Source organism: Ruegeria sp. BE3 (assembly GCF_056538865.1).
In genome coordinates this window covers 304,068-318,197 of sequence record NZ_JBQFTW010000004.1, presented here as the reverse complement: position 1 = coordinate 318,197, position 14,130 = coordinate 304,068, and the positions used below count along the sequence as shown (strand labels likewise).

Annotated in this window: 16 protein-coding genes; 7 read left to right on the top strand and 9 right to left on the bottom strand. The window is 58.5% G+C overall.

The window, feature by feature from the left end; translation table 11 throughout:
• The 4 genes from ACR0AZ_RS12960 to ACR0AZ_RS12945 form a co-directional block, all read left to right on the top strand.
• Positions 1 to 524: TCP-1/cpn60 chaperonin family protein (locus ACR0AZ_RS12960; protein WP_480667609.1), on the top strand; the 524-nt coding region annotated here is incomplete at its 5' end.
• A gap of 180 nt (positions 525 to 704) precedes the next feature.
• A complete protein-coding gene (locus ACR0AZ_RS12955) occupies positions 705 to 1,547 on the top strand; it encodes a DMT family transporter (RefSeq protein WP_480470560.1) in 843 nt (280 codons plus the stop codon).
• Positions 1,548 to 1,586: 39 nt separating this feature from the next.
• Positions 1,587 to 2,360, top strand: a complete 774-nt coding sequence (locus tag ACR0AZ_RS12950; protein ID WP_480667608.1) for an esterase/lipase family protein — start codon at positions 1,587 to 1,589, stop codon at positions 2,358 to 2,360.
• Positions 2,357 to 3,508 carry an alpha-D-ribose 1-methylphosphonate 5-triphosphate diphosphatase gene (locus tag ACR0AZ_RS12945; protein WP_480667607.1) on the top strand — a complete coding sequence of 384 codons (1,152 nt, stop codon included), beginning with the start codon at positions 2,357 to 2,359 and terminating at the stop codon, positions 3,506 to 3,508. The genes ACR0AZ_RS12950 and ACR0AZ_RS12945 overlap by 4 nt, the downstream gene beginning before the upstream one ends.
• A 26-nt stretch (positions 3,509 to 3,534) precedes the next feature.
• Here ACR0AZ_RS12945 and ACR0AZ_RS12940 read toward each other — a convergent pair whose 3' ends face one another.
• From ACR0AZ_RS12940 to ACR0AZ_RS12925, 4 genes are all read right to left on the bottom strand, one after another.
• Positions 3,535 to 4,602 carry a 5-(carboxyamino)imidazole ribonucleotide synthase gene (locus tag ACR0AZ_RS12940; protein WP_480470557.1) on the bottom strand — a complete coding sequence of 356 codons (1,068 nt, stop codon included), beginning with the start codon at positions 4,600 to 4,602 and terminating at the stop codon, positions 3,535 to 3,537.
• 2 nt (positions 4,603 to 4,604) lie between these two features.
• Positions 4,605 to 5,360 (bottom strand): NAD(P)-binding domain-containing protein, encoded by a 756-nt coding sequence (locus ACR0AZ_RS12935; protein WP_480667606.1) that lies wholly within the window; start codon positions 5,358 to 5,360, stop codon positions 4,605 to 4,607.
• Positions 5,357 to 5,842 carry a 5-(carboxyamino)imidazole ribonucleotide mutase gene (gene purE / locus ACR0AZ_RS12930; RefSeq protein WP_480667605.1) on the bottom strand — a complete coding sequence of 162 codons (486 nt, stop codon included), beginning with the start codon at positions 5,840 to 5,842 and terminating at the stop codon, positions 5,357 to 5,359. Before purE ends, ACR0AZ_RS12935 begins: the two co-directional genes overlap by 4 nt.
• 76 nt (positions 5,843 to 5,918) lie before the next feature.
• Positions 5,919 to 6,143 (bottom strand): YdcH family protein, encoded by a 225-nt coding sequence (locus tag ACR0AZ_RS12925; protein WP_010441787.1) that lies wholly within the window; start codon positions 6,141 to 6,143, stop codon positions 5,919 to 5,921.
• Positions 6,144 to 6,307: 164 nt separating this feature from the next.
• On the opposite strand from ACR0AZ_RS12925, the gene ACR0AZ_RS12920 reads away from it, so the two are divergent.
• From ACR0AZ_RS12920 to ACR0AZ_RS12910, 3 genes are all read left to right on the top strand, one after another.
• Entirely contained in the window at positions 6,308 to 6,721 is a 414-nt protein-coding gene (locus ACR0AZ_RS12920; RefSeq protein WP_058275530.1) for an Hsp20 family protein, read from the top strand.
• A gap of 5 nt (positions 6,722 to 6,726) precedes the next feature.
• A complete protein-coding gene (locus ACR0AZ_RS12915; protein WP_480470554.1) occupies positions 6,727 to 6,951 on the top strand; it encodes a DUF1150 family protein in 225 nt (74 codons plus the stop codon).
• A gap of 85 nt (positions 6,952 to 7,036) precedes the next feature.
• Positions 7,037 to 7,915, top strand: coding sequence for a PhzF family phenazine biosynthesis protein (locus ACR0AZ_RS12910; protein ID WP_480470553.1), 879 nt, complete (start codon positions 7,037 to 7,039; stop codon positions 7,913 to 7,915).
• A 5-nt stretch (positions 7,916 to 7,920) separates the two neighbouring features.
• Here ACR0AZ_RS12910 and ACR0AZ_RS12905 read toward each other — a convergent pair whose 3' ends face one another.
• The 5 genes from ACR0AZ_RS12905 to trxB all read right to left on the bottom strand — a co-directional run bounded on the left by ACR0AZ_RS12905 (position 7,921) and on the right by trxB (position 13,975).
• Positions 7,921 to 8,802 carry a glycosyltransferase family 32 protein gene (locus tag ACR0AZ_RS12905; RefSeq protein ID WP_480667604.1) on the bottom strand — a complete coding sequence of 294 codons (882 nt, stop codon included), beginning with the start codon at positions 8,800 to 8,802 and terminating at the stop codon, positions 7,921 to 7,923.
• Positions 8,803 to 8,894: 92 nt separating this feature from the next.
• Positions 8,895 to 10,613 carry a bifunctional sulfate adenylyltransferase/adenylylsulfate kinase gene (locus ACR0AZ_RS12900; protein ID WP_480470551.1) on the bottom strand — a complete coding sequence of 573 codons (1,719 nt, stop codon included), beginning with the start codon at positions 10,611 to 10,613 and terminating at the stop codon, positions 8,895 to 8,897.
• A 202-nt stretch (positions 10,614 to 10,815) separates the two neighbouring features.
• Entirely contained in the window at positions 10,816 to 12,501 is a 1,686-nt protein-coding gene (locus ACR0AZ_RS12895) for an adenylate/guanylate cyclase domain-containing protein (RefSeq protein ID WP_480667603.1), read from the bottom strand.
• A 75-nt stretch (positions 12,502 to 12,576) separates the two neighbouring features.
• The gene (locus ACR0AZ_RS12890) at positions 12,577 to 13,032 is read right to left on the bottom strand and encodes an RES family NAD+ phosphorylase (RefSeq protein WP_480667602.1); all 456 of its coding nucleotides are present in this window, start codon (positions 13,030 to 13,032) and stop codon (positions 12,577 to 12,579) included.
• A 1-nt stretch (position 13,033) separates the two neighbouring features.
• Positions 13,034 to 13,975, bottom strand: coding sequence for a thioredoxin-disulfide reductase (gene trxB / locus ACR0AZ_RS12885; RefSeq protein ID WP_480667601.1), 942 nt, complete (start codon positions 13,973 to 13,975; stop codon positions 13,034 to 13,036).
• Positions 13,976 to 14,130: the final 155 nt, after the last annotated feature.

Here is a 14,130-nt window from a genome sequence, read left to right as displayed (position 1 = left end):
CAGGCGGTGTTGCCGTTATCCGCGTCGGCGGCATGACCGAAGTTGAAGTGAAAGAGCGTAAGGACCGTGTGGACGATGCTCTGAACGCAACACGCGCTGCTGTGCAGGAAGGCGTTGTTGTTGGCGGTGGTGTTGCTCTTGTTCAGGCCGGTAAAGCACTGGAAACTCTGGAAGGTGCAAACGCTGACCAGAACGCCGGTATCAACATCGTTCGCAAGGCAATCGAAGCGCCGCTGCGCCAGATCGCCGAGAACGCGGGTGTTGACGGTGCGGTTGTTGCGGGCAAAGTCCGTGAATCCGGTGATGTATCGTTCGGCTTCAACGCACAGACCGAAGAATATGGCGACATGTTCTCGTTCGGCGTGATTGACCCGGCCAAAGTTGTCCGTACCGCTCTGGAAGATGCGGCATCGGTTGCTGGTCTGCTGGTCACTACCGAAGCAATGGTTGCCGACAAGCCGCAGAAAGACGCACCTGCTGCAGGCGGCATGCCCGACATGGGCGGCATGGGCGGCATGATGTAAGCTGCTTAAGCCTTTGTGCTTATCGACGGGGTCGCCTTCGGGCGGCCCCGTTTCATTTGGAATGCCTTCTGCTCGGGCATGACTCGGGTGGATGCATTTCTGATCAGAAGAACAGCAGGGCTGCTTCTGCCTGCGGGAAAGTGAGTGTGCAAACCACGCTGAAACCGCTATGCGGTCGAGATGCGACTGTTTTTGCTTACTGCTCTGACCATGTGTGCCTTTGCGGCGAATTCGATCCTGAATCGGCTTGCCATTGATATTGGTGCAAGTGATCCGGCGGGATTTGCCATTGTTCGGGTGTTGTCAGGCGCAATTGTGTTGGTGGCGCTGGTGGCTCTGCGGAAGGGGTCGCTTCCCGTTCTAAGTCGTCGACGTTTTACCGGGGCCGGATCGTTGTCGCTCTATATGATCGGTTTTTCGATTGCGTATCTGACGCTTGATGCGGGGCTTGGGGCGCTGATCCTGTTCGGCGTGGTTCAGATCACAATGTTCACGATAGGGGCAGTTTCCGGCGCGGCCCCGACGAAGCGGCAGGTTTTTGGGGCGGTCATAGCGCTGGGCGGGTTGGCATATGTGCTTTGGCCCACTGGCGCGTTGCGCGTCGATCTGTTGGGGGCCAGCCTTATGGTGGCTGCCGGGGTCGGATGGGCGGTGTATTCGATAGTCGGGCGATCCGAACCTGATGCATTATCCGGAACGGCGGCCAATTTCGTCGTGGCGCTTCCGGTCACAGGATTGGCTCTGCTCGCTTTGGGGGACGCATGGCAGATGACCTTGGTGGGATACGGTCTTGCCGCCTTATCCGGCGGAGTCACTTCGGGGATGGGATATGCGCTCTGGTACCGAGTTCTGCCCCAACTGGCCCCTGCTGTGGCCGCGATCGTACAGCTGAGCGTTCCGGTTGTTGCCATCGCGGCCGGTGTGGTGCTGTTGGGCGAAGTGGCAAGCCTGCGCCTGCTGATAGGCGCAGGACTGGTTTTGGGAGGCATCGCGCTGGCAGTGTTGCGCCTGAACCGTGGCTAGGGGTTTTCTCGCCCCCCGATAGGGCTTATCTGGCGGGTCATGAAGCTTCTGATCGCCTTCCTGTGTTGTCTCGTACCTGCTGTCGCGCATGCGAAATGCGTTGTGTTGCTGCATGGTTTGGCACGGACCGAAGCATCATTCACGGTGATGGAACAACTTTTCCGCGCGCATGATTACACGGTTGTTCGCCCCGGATACTCTTCGACAGACCTGCCCATTCCTGAACTTGCTGAACAAACTCTGCCGGATGCCTTTGCCGCCTGTGGCGATGACACAGTAAATGTGGTCGCGCATTCGATGGGAGGGATCCTGCTGCGCTATTGGCTGCAGGATCATACCCTCGATAGCCTTGGGCGCGTCGTCATGCTTGGCCCCCCGAACCAGGGCAGTCAATTGGTGGATGAACTGGGGGCCTGGGAGGTCTTTGGCTTGCTGCATGGTCCGGCTGGACTGGCCCTTGGTACTGGTCCCGAAGGCATTCCACGCAAGTTGCCCCCGGTTGATTTCGATCTGGGGGTGATCGCCGGAGAAAACTCGCTGAACCCTGTATTCTCGTCCCTGATTGACGGGCCGGATGATGGCAAGGTTTCGGTCGAGACGACAAAGGTCGAGGGCATGGCGGATCACATCGTATTGCCGGTGACTCACACGTTCATGATGAACAATCCGCTGGTCATGGCACAGACCCTGCATTTCATCGAATTTGGACAGTTCGATCCCGAGATCACGTGGCTCGATGGGGTCGAGGACATCATCGATCAGATTTGCATCGGGCAGGATTGCTCGGAGCCTGAATCGGAGCCCTCTCAATGACTAATCTTGATCTGACGTTTACCGGGGCAGAGGTTCTGTTGCCGGGCCAGGGGCTGTGTGCCACGGAATTGTCGATAGCCGACGGTTTGGTGCAAAGTGACAGGGCAGGGCGGCAGATCGACCTTTCAGGGTATCTCGTGCTGCCGGGTATCATCGACCTGCATGGGGATGGGTTTGAACGACACATCGCACCGCGGCGGGGGGCGATGAAGCTGATGAATGAAGGCATCCTCGCAGCAGAAGCCGAGCTTGCTGCAAACGGTATTACAACCGCAGTGATGGCGCAGTTCTACAGCTGGGAAGGCGGCGTGCGCGGACCTGAGTTTGCAGCTCAAGTCTTTGCGGCGATCGCGTCGGTGAAAACGGACACCGTTTCCGATTTAATGCCCCAGCTTCGGTTTGAAACCCATATGCTGGATGATTACGGCGATCTGCCCGAACGGATAGCAGAGTGGCAGGTTCCATATGTGGTCTTCAATGATCACCTTCCGCATGAGCGCCTGGCGCAGGGACGAACGCCACCACGCCTGACCGGGCAGGCGTTGAAAGCGGGACGTAACCCGGAAGTTCATCTGGAAATGCTGCAAACGATGCACAAACGGGGATCTGAGGTACCTGAGGCTCTGAACGCTTTGTGTGCCACGTTGGCCAGTCGTGGTGTTCGTATGGGCAGCCATGATGACGCCAGAAGGCAGGATCGGCTTGATTGGCGTACGCGCGGGGTCAGCATAGCTGAATTCCCCGAAACGCTTGAGGCTGCAGAAACTGCCCGCGCGGGCGGGGATCACATTATTCTGGGGTCGCCCAATGTCGTGCGCGGAGGGTCCCACAAAGGCAATGCCAGCGCGCTGGATCTGATTGCCATGGGGCTGTGCGATGCGCTGGCTTCGGACTATCATTATCCAAGCCCTCGTCGCGCCGCGCTGATGCTGGCCAAATCTGGCTTGCTGGACTTCGCAGACGCCTGGGCGCTGGTGTCATCCGGCCCGGCAAAAGTGCTGGGGCTGTTGGATCGAGGTGAGCTGTCGCCGGGAAAACGCGCTGACCTGCTGATCCTTGATGCCCAAACGCAACGTGTCGCTGCTACTCTGGCGGGCGGGCGTGTCAGCTGTATGTCGGGCGACATCGCCACGCGGTTCATCGGCTGAGCGATCCGACGCCTCGCATTAACCTGTCAGCGTACAATCCGGTTAAAATGCGCCATCTTGCGACCGGCTTTCACATCGGACTTGCCGTATAGATGCAGCGCAACGTCCCGTTCGCGGGCCAGTTCCGGCACCCGATCCATGTCATTGCCGATCAGATTCTCCATCACCACGTCGGAATGTCGCTGACCATCGCCCAAAGGCCATCCGGCAACGGCGCGGATGTGCTGCTCGAACTGATCGACAGCGCAACCATTCTGGGTCCAGTGGCCCGAGTTGTGCACGCGTGGCGCGATCTCGTTTACGATCAGACCTTGCGGCGTCACGAACAGTTCAACTCCCATGACACCCACATAATCCAGCGCGTTCAGGATATTGGCCGCCAGCAATACCGCATCGGTCCGCTGGGCCGGAGACAAGCGCGCCGGAACTGTGGTCGTGTGCAGGATGCCATCGCGGTGCACGTTCTCACCCGGATCGAAACAGGCAACCTGACCATCCAGACCTCGCGCTGCGATGACCGAGACTTCATGGCTGAAATCCACAAACCCTTCCAGTATGGACGGCGCTCCAGCCATGTCGGCCAATGCAGCCTCGGCGTCTTCAGGGATGCGCAGTCGCGCCTGCCCCTTGCCATCATAGCCGAAGCGACGCGTTTTCAGGATGGCCGGAGTGCCGATCTCATCAACAGCGTTCTGCAAACTTTCCAGATCGGTGATGTCGGCGAAAGGTGCCGTTTTCAGTCCAAGCCCTTGCAGAAAAACCTTCTCGGTCAATCGGTCCTGACTGACTCGCAGCGCCTCACGGCCCGGACGGATGGGGCGATGTGCTTCCAGCAGATCCAGCGCCTCGGTCGGGATATTTTCGAACTCATAGGTGATGACTTCCACCGAATCCGCGAAGGCTTTCAACGCAACTGCATCGTCATAAGCTGCTGTGGTGACGCGATCTGCCACCTGCCCGGCAGGAGGGTTGGCACCGGGTTGAAAAATGTGGGTCTTGAACCCAAGTCGAGCCGCCGCAACGGAGAGCATACGGCCCAGCTGACCCCCGCCCAAAATCCCGATTGTTGCTCCGGGGGTGAGCATATCTGCCATCGTCACGTCTCCAATCGTTTGCCAATCGCGGTCAGGGCGGCGCGCAACGCGTCATGCGCGCCCTCGGACTGCAAGGTCTCGGTCATCTGAAGGCTCAAGGTGCCTTCGGTCGCAAGTGCGTCACGCTCAATGGCCAATTGACCGGCCTGTCCCTTTTGCATCGTGGCCAGGAAGCCTGACATGAGCTGCGTGGTATAGAACTCCGCCCCGTTCTTGTCGCCGGTCTGATCGGCCAGCCATCCTGCCCCGGTTGCCATCAGGTCCAGAATACCCGGCACCATCGCACAAATGGCGAAATGCGCGTTCAATGCGGCCTCGTCCGAGACTTTCACCACAGGGTTTTCGGGCTCGAACAGGTCTGCAAGCAGGCGGTCGTTGCCGAAGGCGGCGAGGGGGCAACCTCCGGTCTGCAGGAAACCTAGTGGGATGGTCTGCACGAAATCCGACGATGGCGCGCACAGCTTTGCGAGTTGGTCGACGGGCACGGCTGCCATCACCGAAACGATCTGCTGATCCGCGCGAAAGGTCAGCGGAGCCAGAATGTCTGCTGCAACCTGCGGGCGCAGGCAGAGGAACACGATGTCGGAGGCGTCGATCACCTCCTGCGGGGTGCCAACACTGGCCCCAAGCTCGGCCTGCAGGGCCGAGGACACTTGTACATTACGCTCGGTAACGTGAAGGTCATGGCCTTTTGAGGCCACCAGGCGCGCGATCGGAGCTGCGATGTGACCCGTGCCAATGATGCCTATGCGGCTCATCCCTGTGGTTCTTCAGGAATTGAGGCGGACAGAGCTTCGCGCCAGGCATCCAGCCGTTCTGCCAGCGCCGTATCCTGCAGCGCCAGAATGCCTGCCGCCATCAAGCCCGCATTCGCCCCACCGGCCGAGCCAATCGCCATTGTCGCAACCGGAAATCCTTTGGGCATCTGAACGATGGAATAGAGCGAATCCATACCCGAAAGCGCACGTGTCTGCACCGGCACACCAATCACCGGGACGCGGGTTTTCGACGCCATCATACCCGGCAAATGCGCCGCTCCACCCGCACCCGCGATAATGACCTGCAAGCCGCGTGAAACAGCGGTTTTGCCGTAATCCCATAAACGATCCGGGGTGCGGTGGGCTGAAACAATGCGAGCCTCATAGGTGATGCCCAATTCATCCAGAATATCGGCTGCCTCTTTCATCGTGGGCCAGTCCGATTGGCTGCCCATGATGATCCCTACTTTCACATCGCTCATCCGCTTACGCCCCTGCCTTCGGAAAGAGCGCGCACTATAGCCAAATCCGCTTATGTGGCAATGCGGTACACGCGTTTCAGGCGATGATATCGGGGGTCAAACGGTCTTCAATCAGACGGATGATGTCTTTCAGGCGCAGTTTCTGCTTTTTCAGCCGTTTGATCGTCAACTGATCCGAGGTGCCCTTGGCCTGCAAAGCCTCGATCGCCTCGTCCAAATCGCGGTGCTGGCGTCGAAAGACCTCCAATTCCACCCGCAGGACTTCATCGGTTTTCATCGAAAGATCGGTAGGCGCGTTCATGGACGACTCAGTGTTTCAAGTGGTGCTTTCGACACAAGATAGTGTGTCAGGGTTTATCCGGCCAGACCTTGTGGACATCCCTGTATCTTCCCATATTCTATAGCACGCGGTTGCCAGAACGGGGCCGCAGAATACGTCGCTTTGACAATGAAGGACGAAAATACGTGTCGAAACTTACCTTAGGCTCATACCCGCATCTTTTGGGGTTCGAGCAGTTGGAACGCCTTCTGGAACGGTCTGCAAAGGCCGGTAATGAAGGTTACCCGCCCTACAATATCGAGCAGACCTCGGATTTTTCCTATCGCATCACCCTGGCTGTGGCTGGGTTCGCGGAAGAGGACCTGTCGATTACCATCGAGGATCGCCAGCTGGTGATCCGGGGCCGTCAACGCGACGACAGCGAGGGGCGCATATTCCTGCACCGCGGCATCGCGGCACGCCAGTTCCAGCGCATGTTCGTGCTGGCTGACGGGGTCGAGGTGGGCGAGGCGATCATGGAGAATGGTCTGCTGCATGTGGATCTGACCCGCGCCGTGCCTGAAACCGTGGTTCAGACAATCAACATAAGGAAGGGGTAAGAGCTATGAATACACCGATCGAAATCAACGCCGAAGGCGATCGGATCGTCTATGTAAAAACGGTCGAAGTGGCTGACTTGCCGCGTGATTTGCGCGAACAGGCAGGCGATCTGGATCAGCTTTATGCCGTCCACGACTCTGATGGGCAGCAACTGGCGCTGGTCGCCGACCGCAAGCTGGCCTTTGTGCTCGCGCGTGAGCATGACCTGTCCCCGGTGGCTGTTCACTAAGCCACCACACACTCTGCTGAAATGACGTGACATTTGCCCGTTCTGCGGTGATCGTGCCGCAGAACGTGAAACAGGAGTGTGCGTCATGGCATGGTATGACTTTGACTGGGTGGATGCCTTCACCGACCGCGCGTTTGGTGGCAATGGTTGTGCGGTCGTACATGGCGGAGCAGGGCTATCGGATGAAACCTGCATGGCCTATGTCCGCGAGACCTCTTTGGTGGAATGTACCTTCACCGGTCCGTCCGATGTGGCCGATATCAGGGTGCGGTATTTTCTGGCCAGCCGTGAAATCCCCTTTGCAGGCCACCCGACTATCGCAACGGTCGCTGCCCTTCGGTCGCGAGGTTTGGTTCAGGGCGAATCTCTGACATTGGAAACCGGAGCGGGCCTTGTCGCCATTCGTCTGAATGGTGATGAGATCGAGATGACCCAGATCGCACCAGAATTTGGGGCCAGTGTTCCGGTCGACCTTGTTGCAAGCGCGATTTCGCTGCCAGAAGAGGCCATTATTTCCCCGCCGCAACTGGTATCAACCGGTTTGCCGTTCTGCATCACGGTGCTGCGGGATCATGATGCCTTGCGCGCCGCGCGGCTGGTCGAAGGGCCTTTACGTAAGGTGGCTGCCGCAGCTGATTACTCGGGTTCAGACATGGCCGAGCCGTTTTTGGTCACCTTGCAAGGGGCGACGGCGCAGGGGGATACGTTCTCGCGTCTGTTGCTGGCACCGCCCAGCCCGCCAGAGGACCCATTCACCGGTTCGGCCACGGGGGCCATGGCGGCCTATCTCTGGAAATACGGTTTGATGAAAAAAGATCAATTCACGGCCGAACAAGGCCACGACATGGGGCGCCCCGGGCAGGCGCGGGTTACACGCGTTGGCCCCCCGGATGCGATGACCGGGATCAGAGTTGCCGGGCGCGGCCATATTCTGATGCGCGGGCAGGTGGATCTGCCGGACTGACCCGCTCAGATCTTTGGCTTCATCCACTCAAGTCGGGCAATGGGATTGCTGGCCGGATCAACCGAGTGCCGCTGGCAGAGCTTCTCCAGATAAGAGCCGGGCAGTGGCAACCCGGACCGCTGTGTGGCCAGCCACTTTTTCTGATGACCGTAGATGTGGACGGAATGGACGCCCTCTCGTTCAATCTCTTCCATGCGGATTCTGGGGTCATGCAGCTTCCACAACTCGTCGACCGCAAGCGGGTACAGCGCCTCGAGCGGCAATGCGTGCTTATCTTCTCCGGTTTCTCTCAGAAAATAGCTCAGTGCCTTGGGGCCTGAACACCCCCAGGAGAGCGCTTCGATCCCCCAGGTTTCACCGTTCTGAATGCGTTCCCGATTAATCCGGTGCAGACGCGATCCGCGCCACGGCTGGGTGGGGTTTTGCGAAGTAGTGAACTCCAGCATCTGCGTCAGCGTTGACGAGTCAGGCGGCAGCTTCAGCACGCCGTTCGGATATGACCCATCGCCGGTTGGGGCGAACACGTAAGGGCTGTCAAAATCGAATGGTCGAACGCAATAAGCATCCAGATCAACCCAGATGAAATCGGTTTTCTGCAGCATTCGCAGGCGAAATATATCCGAGAAAACAGCGACCCTGAGCCGAAAGTTTTCGCGCAAATCGAAGGGAGGAGGCCACAGGATCTCTGACGCGTGGCGCTGATCGACCCCAAGCGGGACGCCTTCAACTGGATCGGTGGTGTAGAGAACGAACGGGTGCCCATAATCAAGAAATGACTGAATGCAAAGAGCTTCGAGCCAAGACAGATCAGAGCCGTACCAGAAACCGGCAATAGTCGGCAGTTTTCGCCCCATGGATTGATCGCGCCTGAGAATGGTCCTGACCAAGCTATAATCCGTTTCGCATGGCGGCGGCAATGTGCGGCCACCTGAAACGAAAACAGCCCCCGGGAACCGGGGGCTGCTTGCTTTGTCTCAAATCAGTTGGCCGCGATCAGACCCATGCTTTCCAGTTTCAGCAGAACCTGATGGGCGCAGTTGTCGACTTCAACATTCTCGGTCTCGACGCTGAGTTCGGGGTTTTCCGGCACGTCGTAGGGGTCTGAGATGCCAGTGAACTCTTTGATCTTGCCTTCGCGCGCCAGCTTGTACAGCCCCTTGCGGTCGCGGCGTTCGCATTCCTCAATACTGGTGGCCACGTGGACCTCACAGAAGGCACCAAACTGCTCGACCTCTTCTCGCACGGCGCGGCGGGTGGTGCCATAGGGTGCGATTGGAGCACAGATGGCGATGCCGCCATTCTTTGTGATCTCAGACGCCACATAACCGATGCGGCGGATGTTGAGATCGCGGTGCTCTTTCGAGAAGCCAAGCTCTGACGACAGGTTCTTTCGCACGATGTCCCCGTCCAGCAGCGTGACCGGACGACCGCCCATCTCCATCAGTTTGACCATCAGCGCGTTGGCGATGGTGGATTTGCCCGAGCCCGAGAAGCCGGTGAAGAAGACGGTAAAGCCTTGCTGGCTGCGCGGCGGCTTGGTCTTGCGCAGCTCGGCCACAACCTCGGGGAAGCTGAACCATTCCGGGATTTCCAGACCTTCGGACAAGCGGCGACGCAGTTCAGTGCCAGAGATGTTCAGGATCGTGACGTTCTCCTTGTCCAGGATTTCGTCATTCGGTTCATACTGGGCACGTTCCTGCACATAGACCATGTGCTTGAAATCCACCATCTCAACGCCGATTTCGTCCTGATACTTGCGGAACAGATCCTGCGCATCATAAGGGCCGTAGAAATCCTCTCCGGCCGAGTTTTTACCCGGTCCCGCGTGGTCGCGGCCCACGATGAAGTGGGTGCAGCCGTGGTTGGCGCGGATCAGACCATGCCAGACGGCCTCGCGCGGGCCAGCCATGCGCATGGCGAGGTTCAGCAGGCTCATCGAGGTCGTCGAGGCCGGATATTTGTCCAAAACCGCCTCATAACAGCGCACGCGGGTGAAGTGGTCGACGTCGCCCGGTTTGGTCATGCCAACCACCGGGTGGATCAACAGGTTGGCCTGCGCTTCTTTTGCGGCGCGGAAAGTCAGTTCCTGATGCGCGCGGTGCAGCGGGTTGCGGGTCTGGAAGGCCACGATACGACGCCAGCCCAGTTTGCGGAAATAGGCGCGCAGCTCGTTGGGGGTGTCGCGACGTCCGCGGAAGTCATAGTGAACAGGCTGCTGGATACCGGTCACCGGACCGCCCAGATAGACCTTGCCTGCCACATTGTGCAGGTAGTTCACGGCAGGGTGCGTATCGTCATCCGCACCAAAAACCTTCTCGGCTTCGCGCGATTTGTCAGGTGTCCAGCGATCAGTCACCGTCATGGTGCCCAGAATGACGCCTTCCTGATCGCGAAGGGCGATGTCCTGACCCAACTCGATCTTTTCAGCAAAGTCTTCGCTGACATCCAGCGTGATCGGCATCGGCCAGAGCGTGCCATCGGCCAGGCGCATGTTTTCGACGACGTTGTCATAATCGGCCTGAGACAAGAAACCTTTAAGCGGGTTGAAGCCGCCATTCATCAGCAGTTCTAGATCGCAGATCTGGCGTGGGCTCAGATCCCAGCTGGTCAGGTCAGCAGCTTCGACCTTCAGTTTCTGCGCGGACTCGTATGAAACATACAGTTCGGGGATAGGGGCCAAATTGGCTAGCATGGTCATGAGAAAACTCGTGTCAGCGGTTTGTTTTGCATGTTGTTCAGAGGTGTTTGTACGGGCATTTGCCCCGCAGCGAGGGCGAAGTCCAGAGGCGCGCAAAAACAAAGGAAGATATGTGCGGTTTTTTCAGCGAATGGAACCTCGTTCCAGTTTGTAGAGCAAATCGCGGCAGACATCCTGTGTGCTGACGATATAGGCAGCATTTTCAGGAGGCCTGTTCTTGTTTTGAAATCTGTCGTTCGAGCGCAGAGGCGTGTTCGATGGGTAAGGCCGTGACCGGTGCGTTGACACCTCGCAACCGGAAGTCGCGAAGATTATGGGGATCGCATTGCAGACCTGCAGCGAGAAGCACGTCGCGTGAGACCAGAAGTTCAACACCCAAGGCTTTGGTTTCGCTTTCCAAACGGCTGGCAACGTTGACAGCATCGCCGATGATAGTGCGTGGCGCATCCTTGGCGGCTCCGATTTCTCCCAACACAAGGTCACCCAGATGCAGGCCCATGCCGATGCGAACAGGTTGGCTGCCTTCTGCCTCAAGTTGCTGGTTGAATCGTTCCAGCGCGCGTCCGATATCAGCGGCTGCTTCCAGCCCTGCACGGGCTGAGCTTTTGGCGTCCGTTGTTTCGAATAGGGCCAGCAATCCATCGCCCATGTATTTATCGACTACGCCGCCCTGAGCCGTGATCGACGGAACGATAGCATCAAAAAAACGATTCAGCAGGAAAACGATGTCATAGGGGAGTTGCCCGGTGGTGCGCGCCGTGAACCCGCGCATGTCCAGAAAAAGCACAGCCAGTTGCCTTTCCTGTCCTTGACTTGCGTGCCCCCGGTGACGCGCGCCATCTGGCCGGAAAACGCGGAACACGGTCATCGGATCGGTCGGGCGCATCTGGCAGGCAAGCCTGGTTCCTTCGGGCGCGCCAACGGCTTTCAGGCTGCGTGCCTCGATGTCTGTGGGTGGGGGCAAACTGTCGCCTCCCTGTTCCACGATCACGCGGCAAGTGGTGCAACGACCTTTGCCGCCGCAAAGCGCGGTATGCGGGATACCGTTAGCGTGGGACATCTCAAGCAGAGTCATGCCTTTTTCAGAGACCACTTCGGGACCGTTCACATACCGGATGCGAACCGAATGCCGCCGCCGCCAAAGCTTACGCCCCAGATAGATTAAGCCTGTCAGGGCGAGCGCCGTCCAGAATGCGGTCAGGGTGTTGTTCTTGACGATGAACATATCCTGAAACGCCTCGGGCGAGGGCCAGTTATAGTGCTCGATATATTGCTCGCGCAGGTCCGGATCAGCGAAATCGGCCCAGATGCGACGGCCCTCGGTCAGTACGCCAGCCAGGGCAAAGCCCGGGATGAACACAGCGACACCGATCAGATAGGGCACCAGCTTGCGCCACCAAGCTGTCATGCGCAGCCACATATGCAAGCCGATACAGCCATGCACCCAGACCAGCAGCAGCAGCAGGCTTTGCATCCAGATTGCGCTGCTGGGCCACATCAAGGCTATGATATAGCCCATTTCATCATTCACCCCGTAGATCTCGTGGGCATAGCGCGTGTGCACCAGATGAGTGATCAACTGTAGCGGGATCAGCAGACCCAGAACCACCTGAAGTGCGACGCTGAATGGCATCCGTAACGTGCGACGCTGTGCGATCGAGATCAGCGCAAGACCTGCGTGAACCAACAGTGATATGTATAGAAGCAGGCTGATAAGATCATGCCGGGATACGGCCTTTCGACCATCCTGCATCCCGTGCAGCAGATCGGTGTCGAACAGACCAAGGCCGATATTGAGGAAGTGAAAAAACGCAAAGACAAATAGCACCAGACCGCTTGCGATCCTGAGCCGGCTTATCCACCCGCCGCGCCAAAGAGCACTTTCCAAAAGCTCACCTGTCTTTCGCTTTGCCTCGGGTGATCCTGATACGCCGTTGCGCAGCGGTCAAGACAAGGCCGCTCATCACTGCGGGCACCAAGTTTGGGGATCGCCACGCGCAGTGATCAGATCGGGGCGTGCGTCGAACAGCACCAGATGACTGAGATCCGGGCGCGAGCGTGAGCTGTAAAACAGCCCATCGGCCCCTTGGGCCCGCGCCAGATCGGAATATTGCCATGTTGGAGAACGCTGACCAAGATCCCTGATATCTTGCCAAACCACCGAGACCTCGGGGCGCCCGCGGAAATCCATCAATCGCGCGCCCGAAACTTCAAGTCGTTGAATAACACGCGGAGGCTCGTCCGAAGACACATAGCGCCGAATCGCGATACCCGCCCCCGCAGCGCTGAGTGAGGCGTAGAGTGCGAACTGGCCGGAATGATGGAACCGGCCTTCCGGCGCGCGGGCAGGGGCAAGTGGAGCGCCGGATTGAGAACGGAACAGAATTCTCCAGACCGGACCGGAGAATTCTGTAATCATATCAGTCGTTCTCTGCCAGGAACCGCTCGGCATCCAGCGCGGCCATGCAGCCCATGCCGGCGCTGGTAACGGCCTGACGGTATACGTGGTCGGTCAGGTCCCCGGCGGCGAAGACACCCGGAACAGAGGTTTGCGTCGTTCCCGGTTTGGTAACGACATAGCCGCCCATATGTGTCTCCAGTGTGTCCTTGGCCAGCTCATTGGCCGGCGCGTGACCGATGGCGACGAAGACGCCTTTACACGGGATCTCAGTGATCTCGCCGGTTTTGACGTTCTTGACCCGCACACCTTCCACGCCCAGTGGGGCATCGGTGCCGATAACTTCGTCAAGTTCGTGGAACCAAAGCGGCTCAATCTTCTCGTTCTTGAACAGCCGGTCCTGCAGAATTTTCTCGGCCCGCAGCTCATCGCGACGGTGGATCAGTGTGACCTTGCTTGCGAAATTGGTCAGGAACAGGGCTTCCTCGACCGCCGTGTTGCCGCCGCCGATCACGACGATTTCCTGCCCGCGGTAGAAGAATCCGTCACAGGTGGCACAGGCCGAGACACCAAAGCCCTTGAACTTCTCTTCCGACGGCAGGCCCAGCCATTTTGCACGCGCACCGGTGGCCAGAATCACCGCATCGGCCGTGTAGATCGTGCCGCTGTCACCTTTGGCGGTGAAGGGGCGCTTGCTGAGGTCCAGATCATTGATGATGTCGCCGATAACCTCACACCCCATTGCCTTGGCGTGGTCCTGCATTCGAACCATCAGATCGGGGCCCTGAACCTCGGTGTCGCCGGGCCAGTTTTCGACCTCGGTCGTGGTGGTCAGCTGTCCGCCCGGCTCAATCCCTTGCACCAGAATCGGTTCCAGCATGGCGCGGCTGGCGTAAACGCCCGCAGTGTATCCGGCCGGTCCCGATCCGATGATCAGAACCCTGGTGTGTCGTGTTTCGGCCATGGTATCCCCACTTAATTTGCCTCGACGGACATTTTGTCCGGTGCGGATCGATATAGCGACCGTGAGGCCGCGCTTAAAGCCCCTTCCTGCTGCATATCGGAATTGCGTTTCACTAGTCTGGTCGCGGTTAAACCTACATGTGAAATAAAGAAAAT

Coding starts and splice junctions, on each gene's coding strand:
- trxB (WP_480667601.1), bottom strand. CDS start 13,975: ATGGCCGAAACACGACACACCAGGGTTCTGATCATCGGATCGGGACCG.
- ACR0AZ_RS12940 (WP_480470557.1), bottom strand. CDS start 4,602: ATGGCAGATATGCTCACCCCCGGAGCAACAATCGGGATTTTGGGCGGG.
- ACR0AZ_RS12910 (WP_480470553.1), top strand. CDS start 7,037: ATGGCATGGTATGACTTTGACTGGGTGGATGCCTTCACCGACCGCGCG.
- ACR0AZ_RS12900 (WP_480470551.1), bottom strand. CDS start 10,613: ATGACCATGCTAGCCAATTTGGCCCCTATCCCCGAACTGTATGTTTCA.
- ACR0AZ_RS12945 (WP_480667607.1), top strand. CDS start 2,357: ATGACTAATCTTGATCTGACGTTTACCGGGGCAGAGGTTCTGTTGCCG.
- purE (WP_480667605.1), bottom strand. CDS start 5,842: ATGAGCGATGTGAAAGTAGGGATCATCATGGGCAGCCAATCGGACTGG.
- ACR0AZ_RS12890 (WP_480667602.1), bottom strand. CDS start 13,032: ATGATTACAGAATTCTCCGGTCCGGTCTGGAGAATTCTGTTCCGTTCT.
- ACR0AZ_RS12925 (WP_010441787.1), bottom strand. CDS start 6,143: ATGAACGCGCCTACCGATCTTTCGATGAAAACCGATGAAGTCCTGCGG.
- ACR0AZ_RS12955 (WP_480470560.1), top strand. CDS start 705: ATGCGACTGTTTTTGCTTACTGCTCTGACCATGTGTGCCTTTGCGGCG.
- ACR0AZ_RS12950 (WP_480667608.1), top strand. CDS start 1,587: ATGAAGCTTCTGATCGCCTTCCTGTGTTGTCTCGTACCTGCTGTCGCG.
- ACR0AZ_RS12935 (WP_480667606.1), bottom strand. CDS start 5,360: ATGAGCCGCATAGGCATCATTGGCACGGGTCACATCGCAGCTCCGATC.
- ACR0AZ_RS12915 (WP_480470554.1), top strand. CDS start 6,727: ATGAATACACCGATCGAAATCAACGCCGAAGGCGATCGGATCGTCTAT.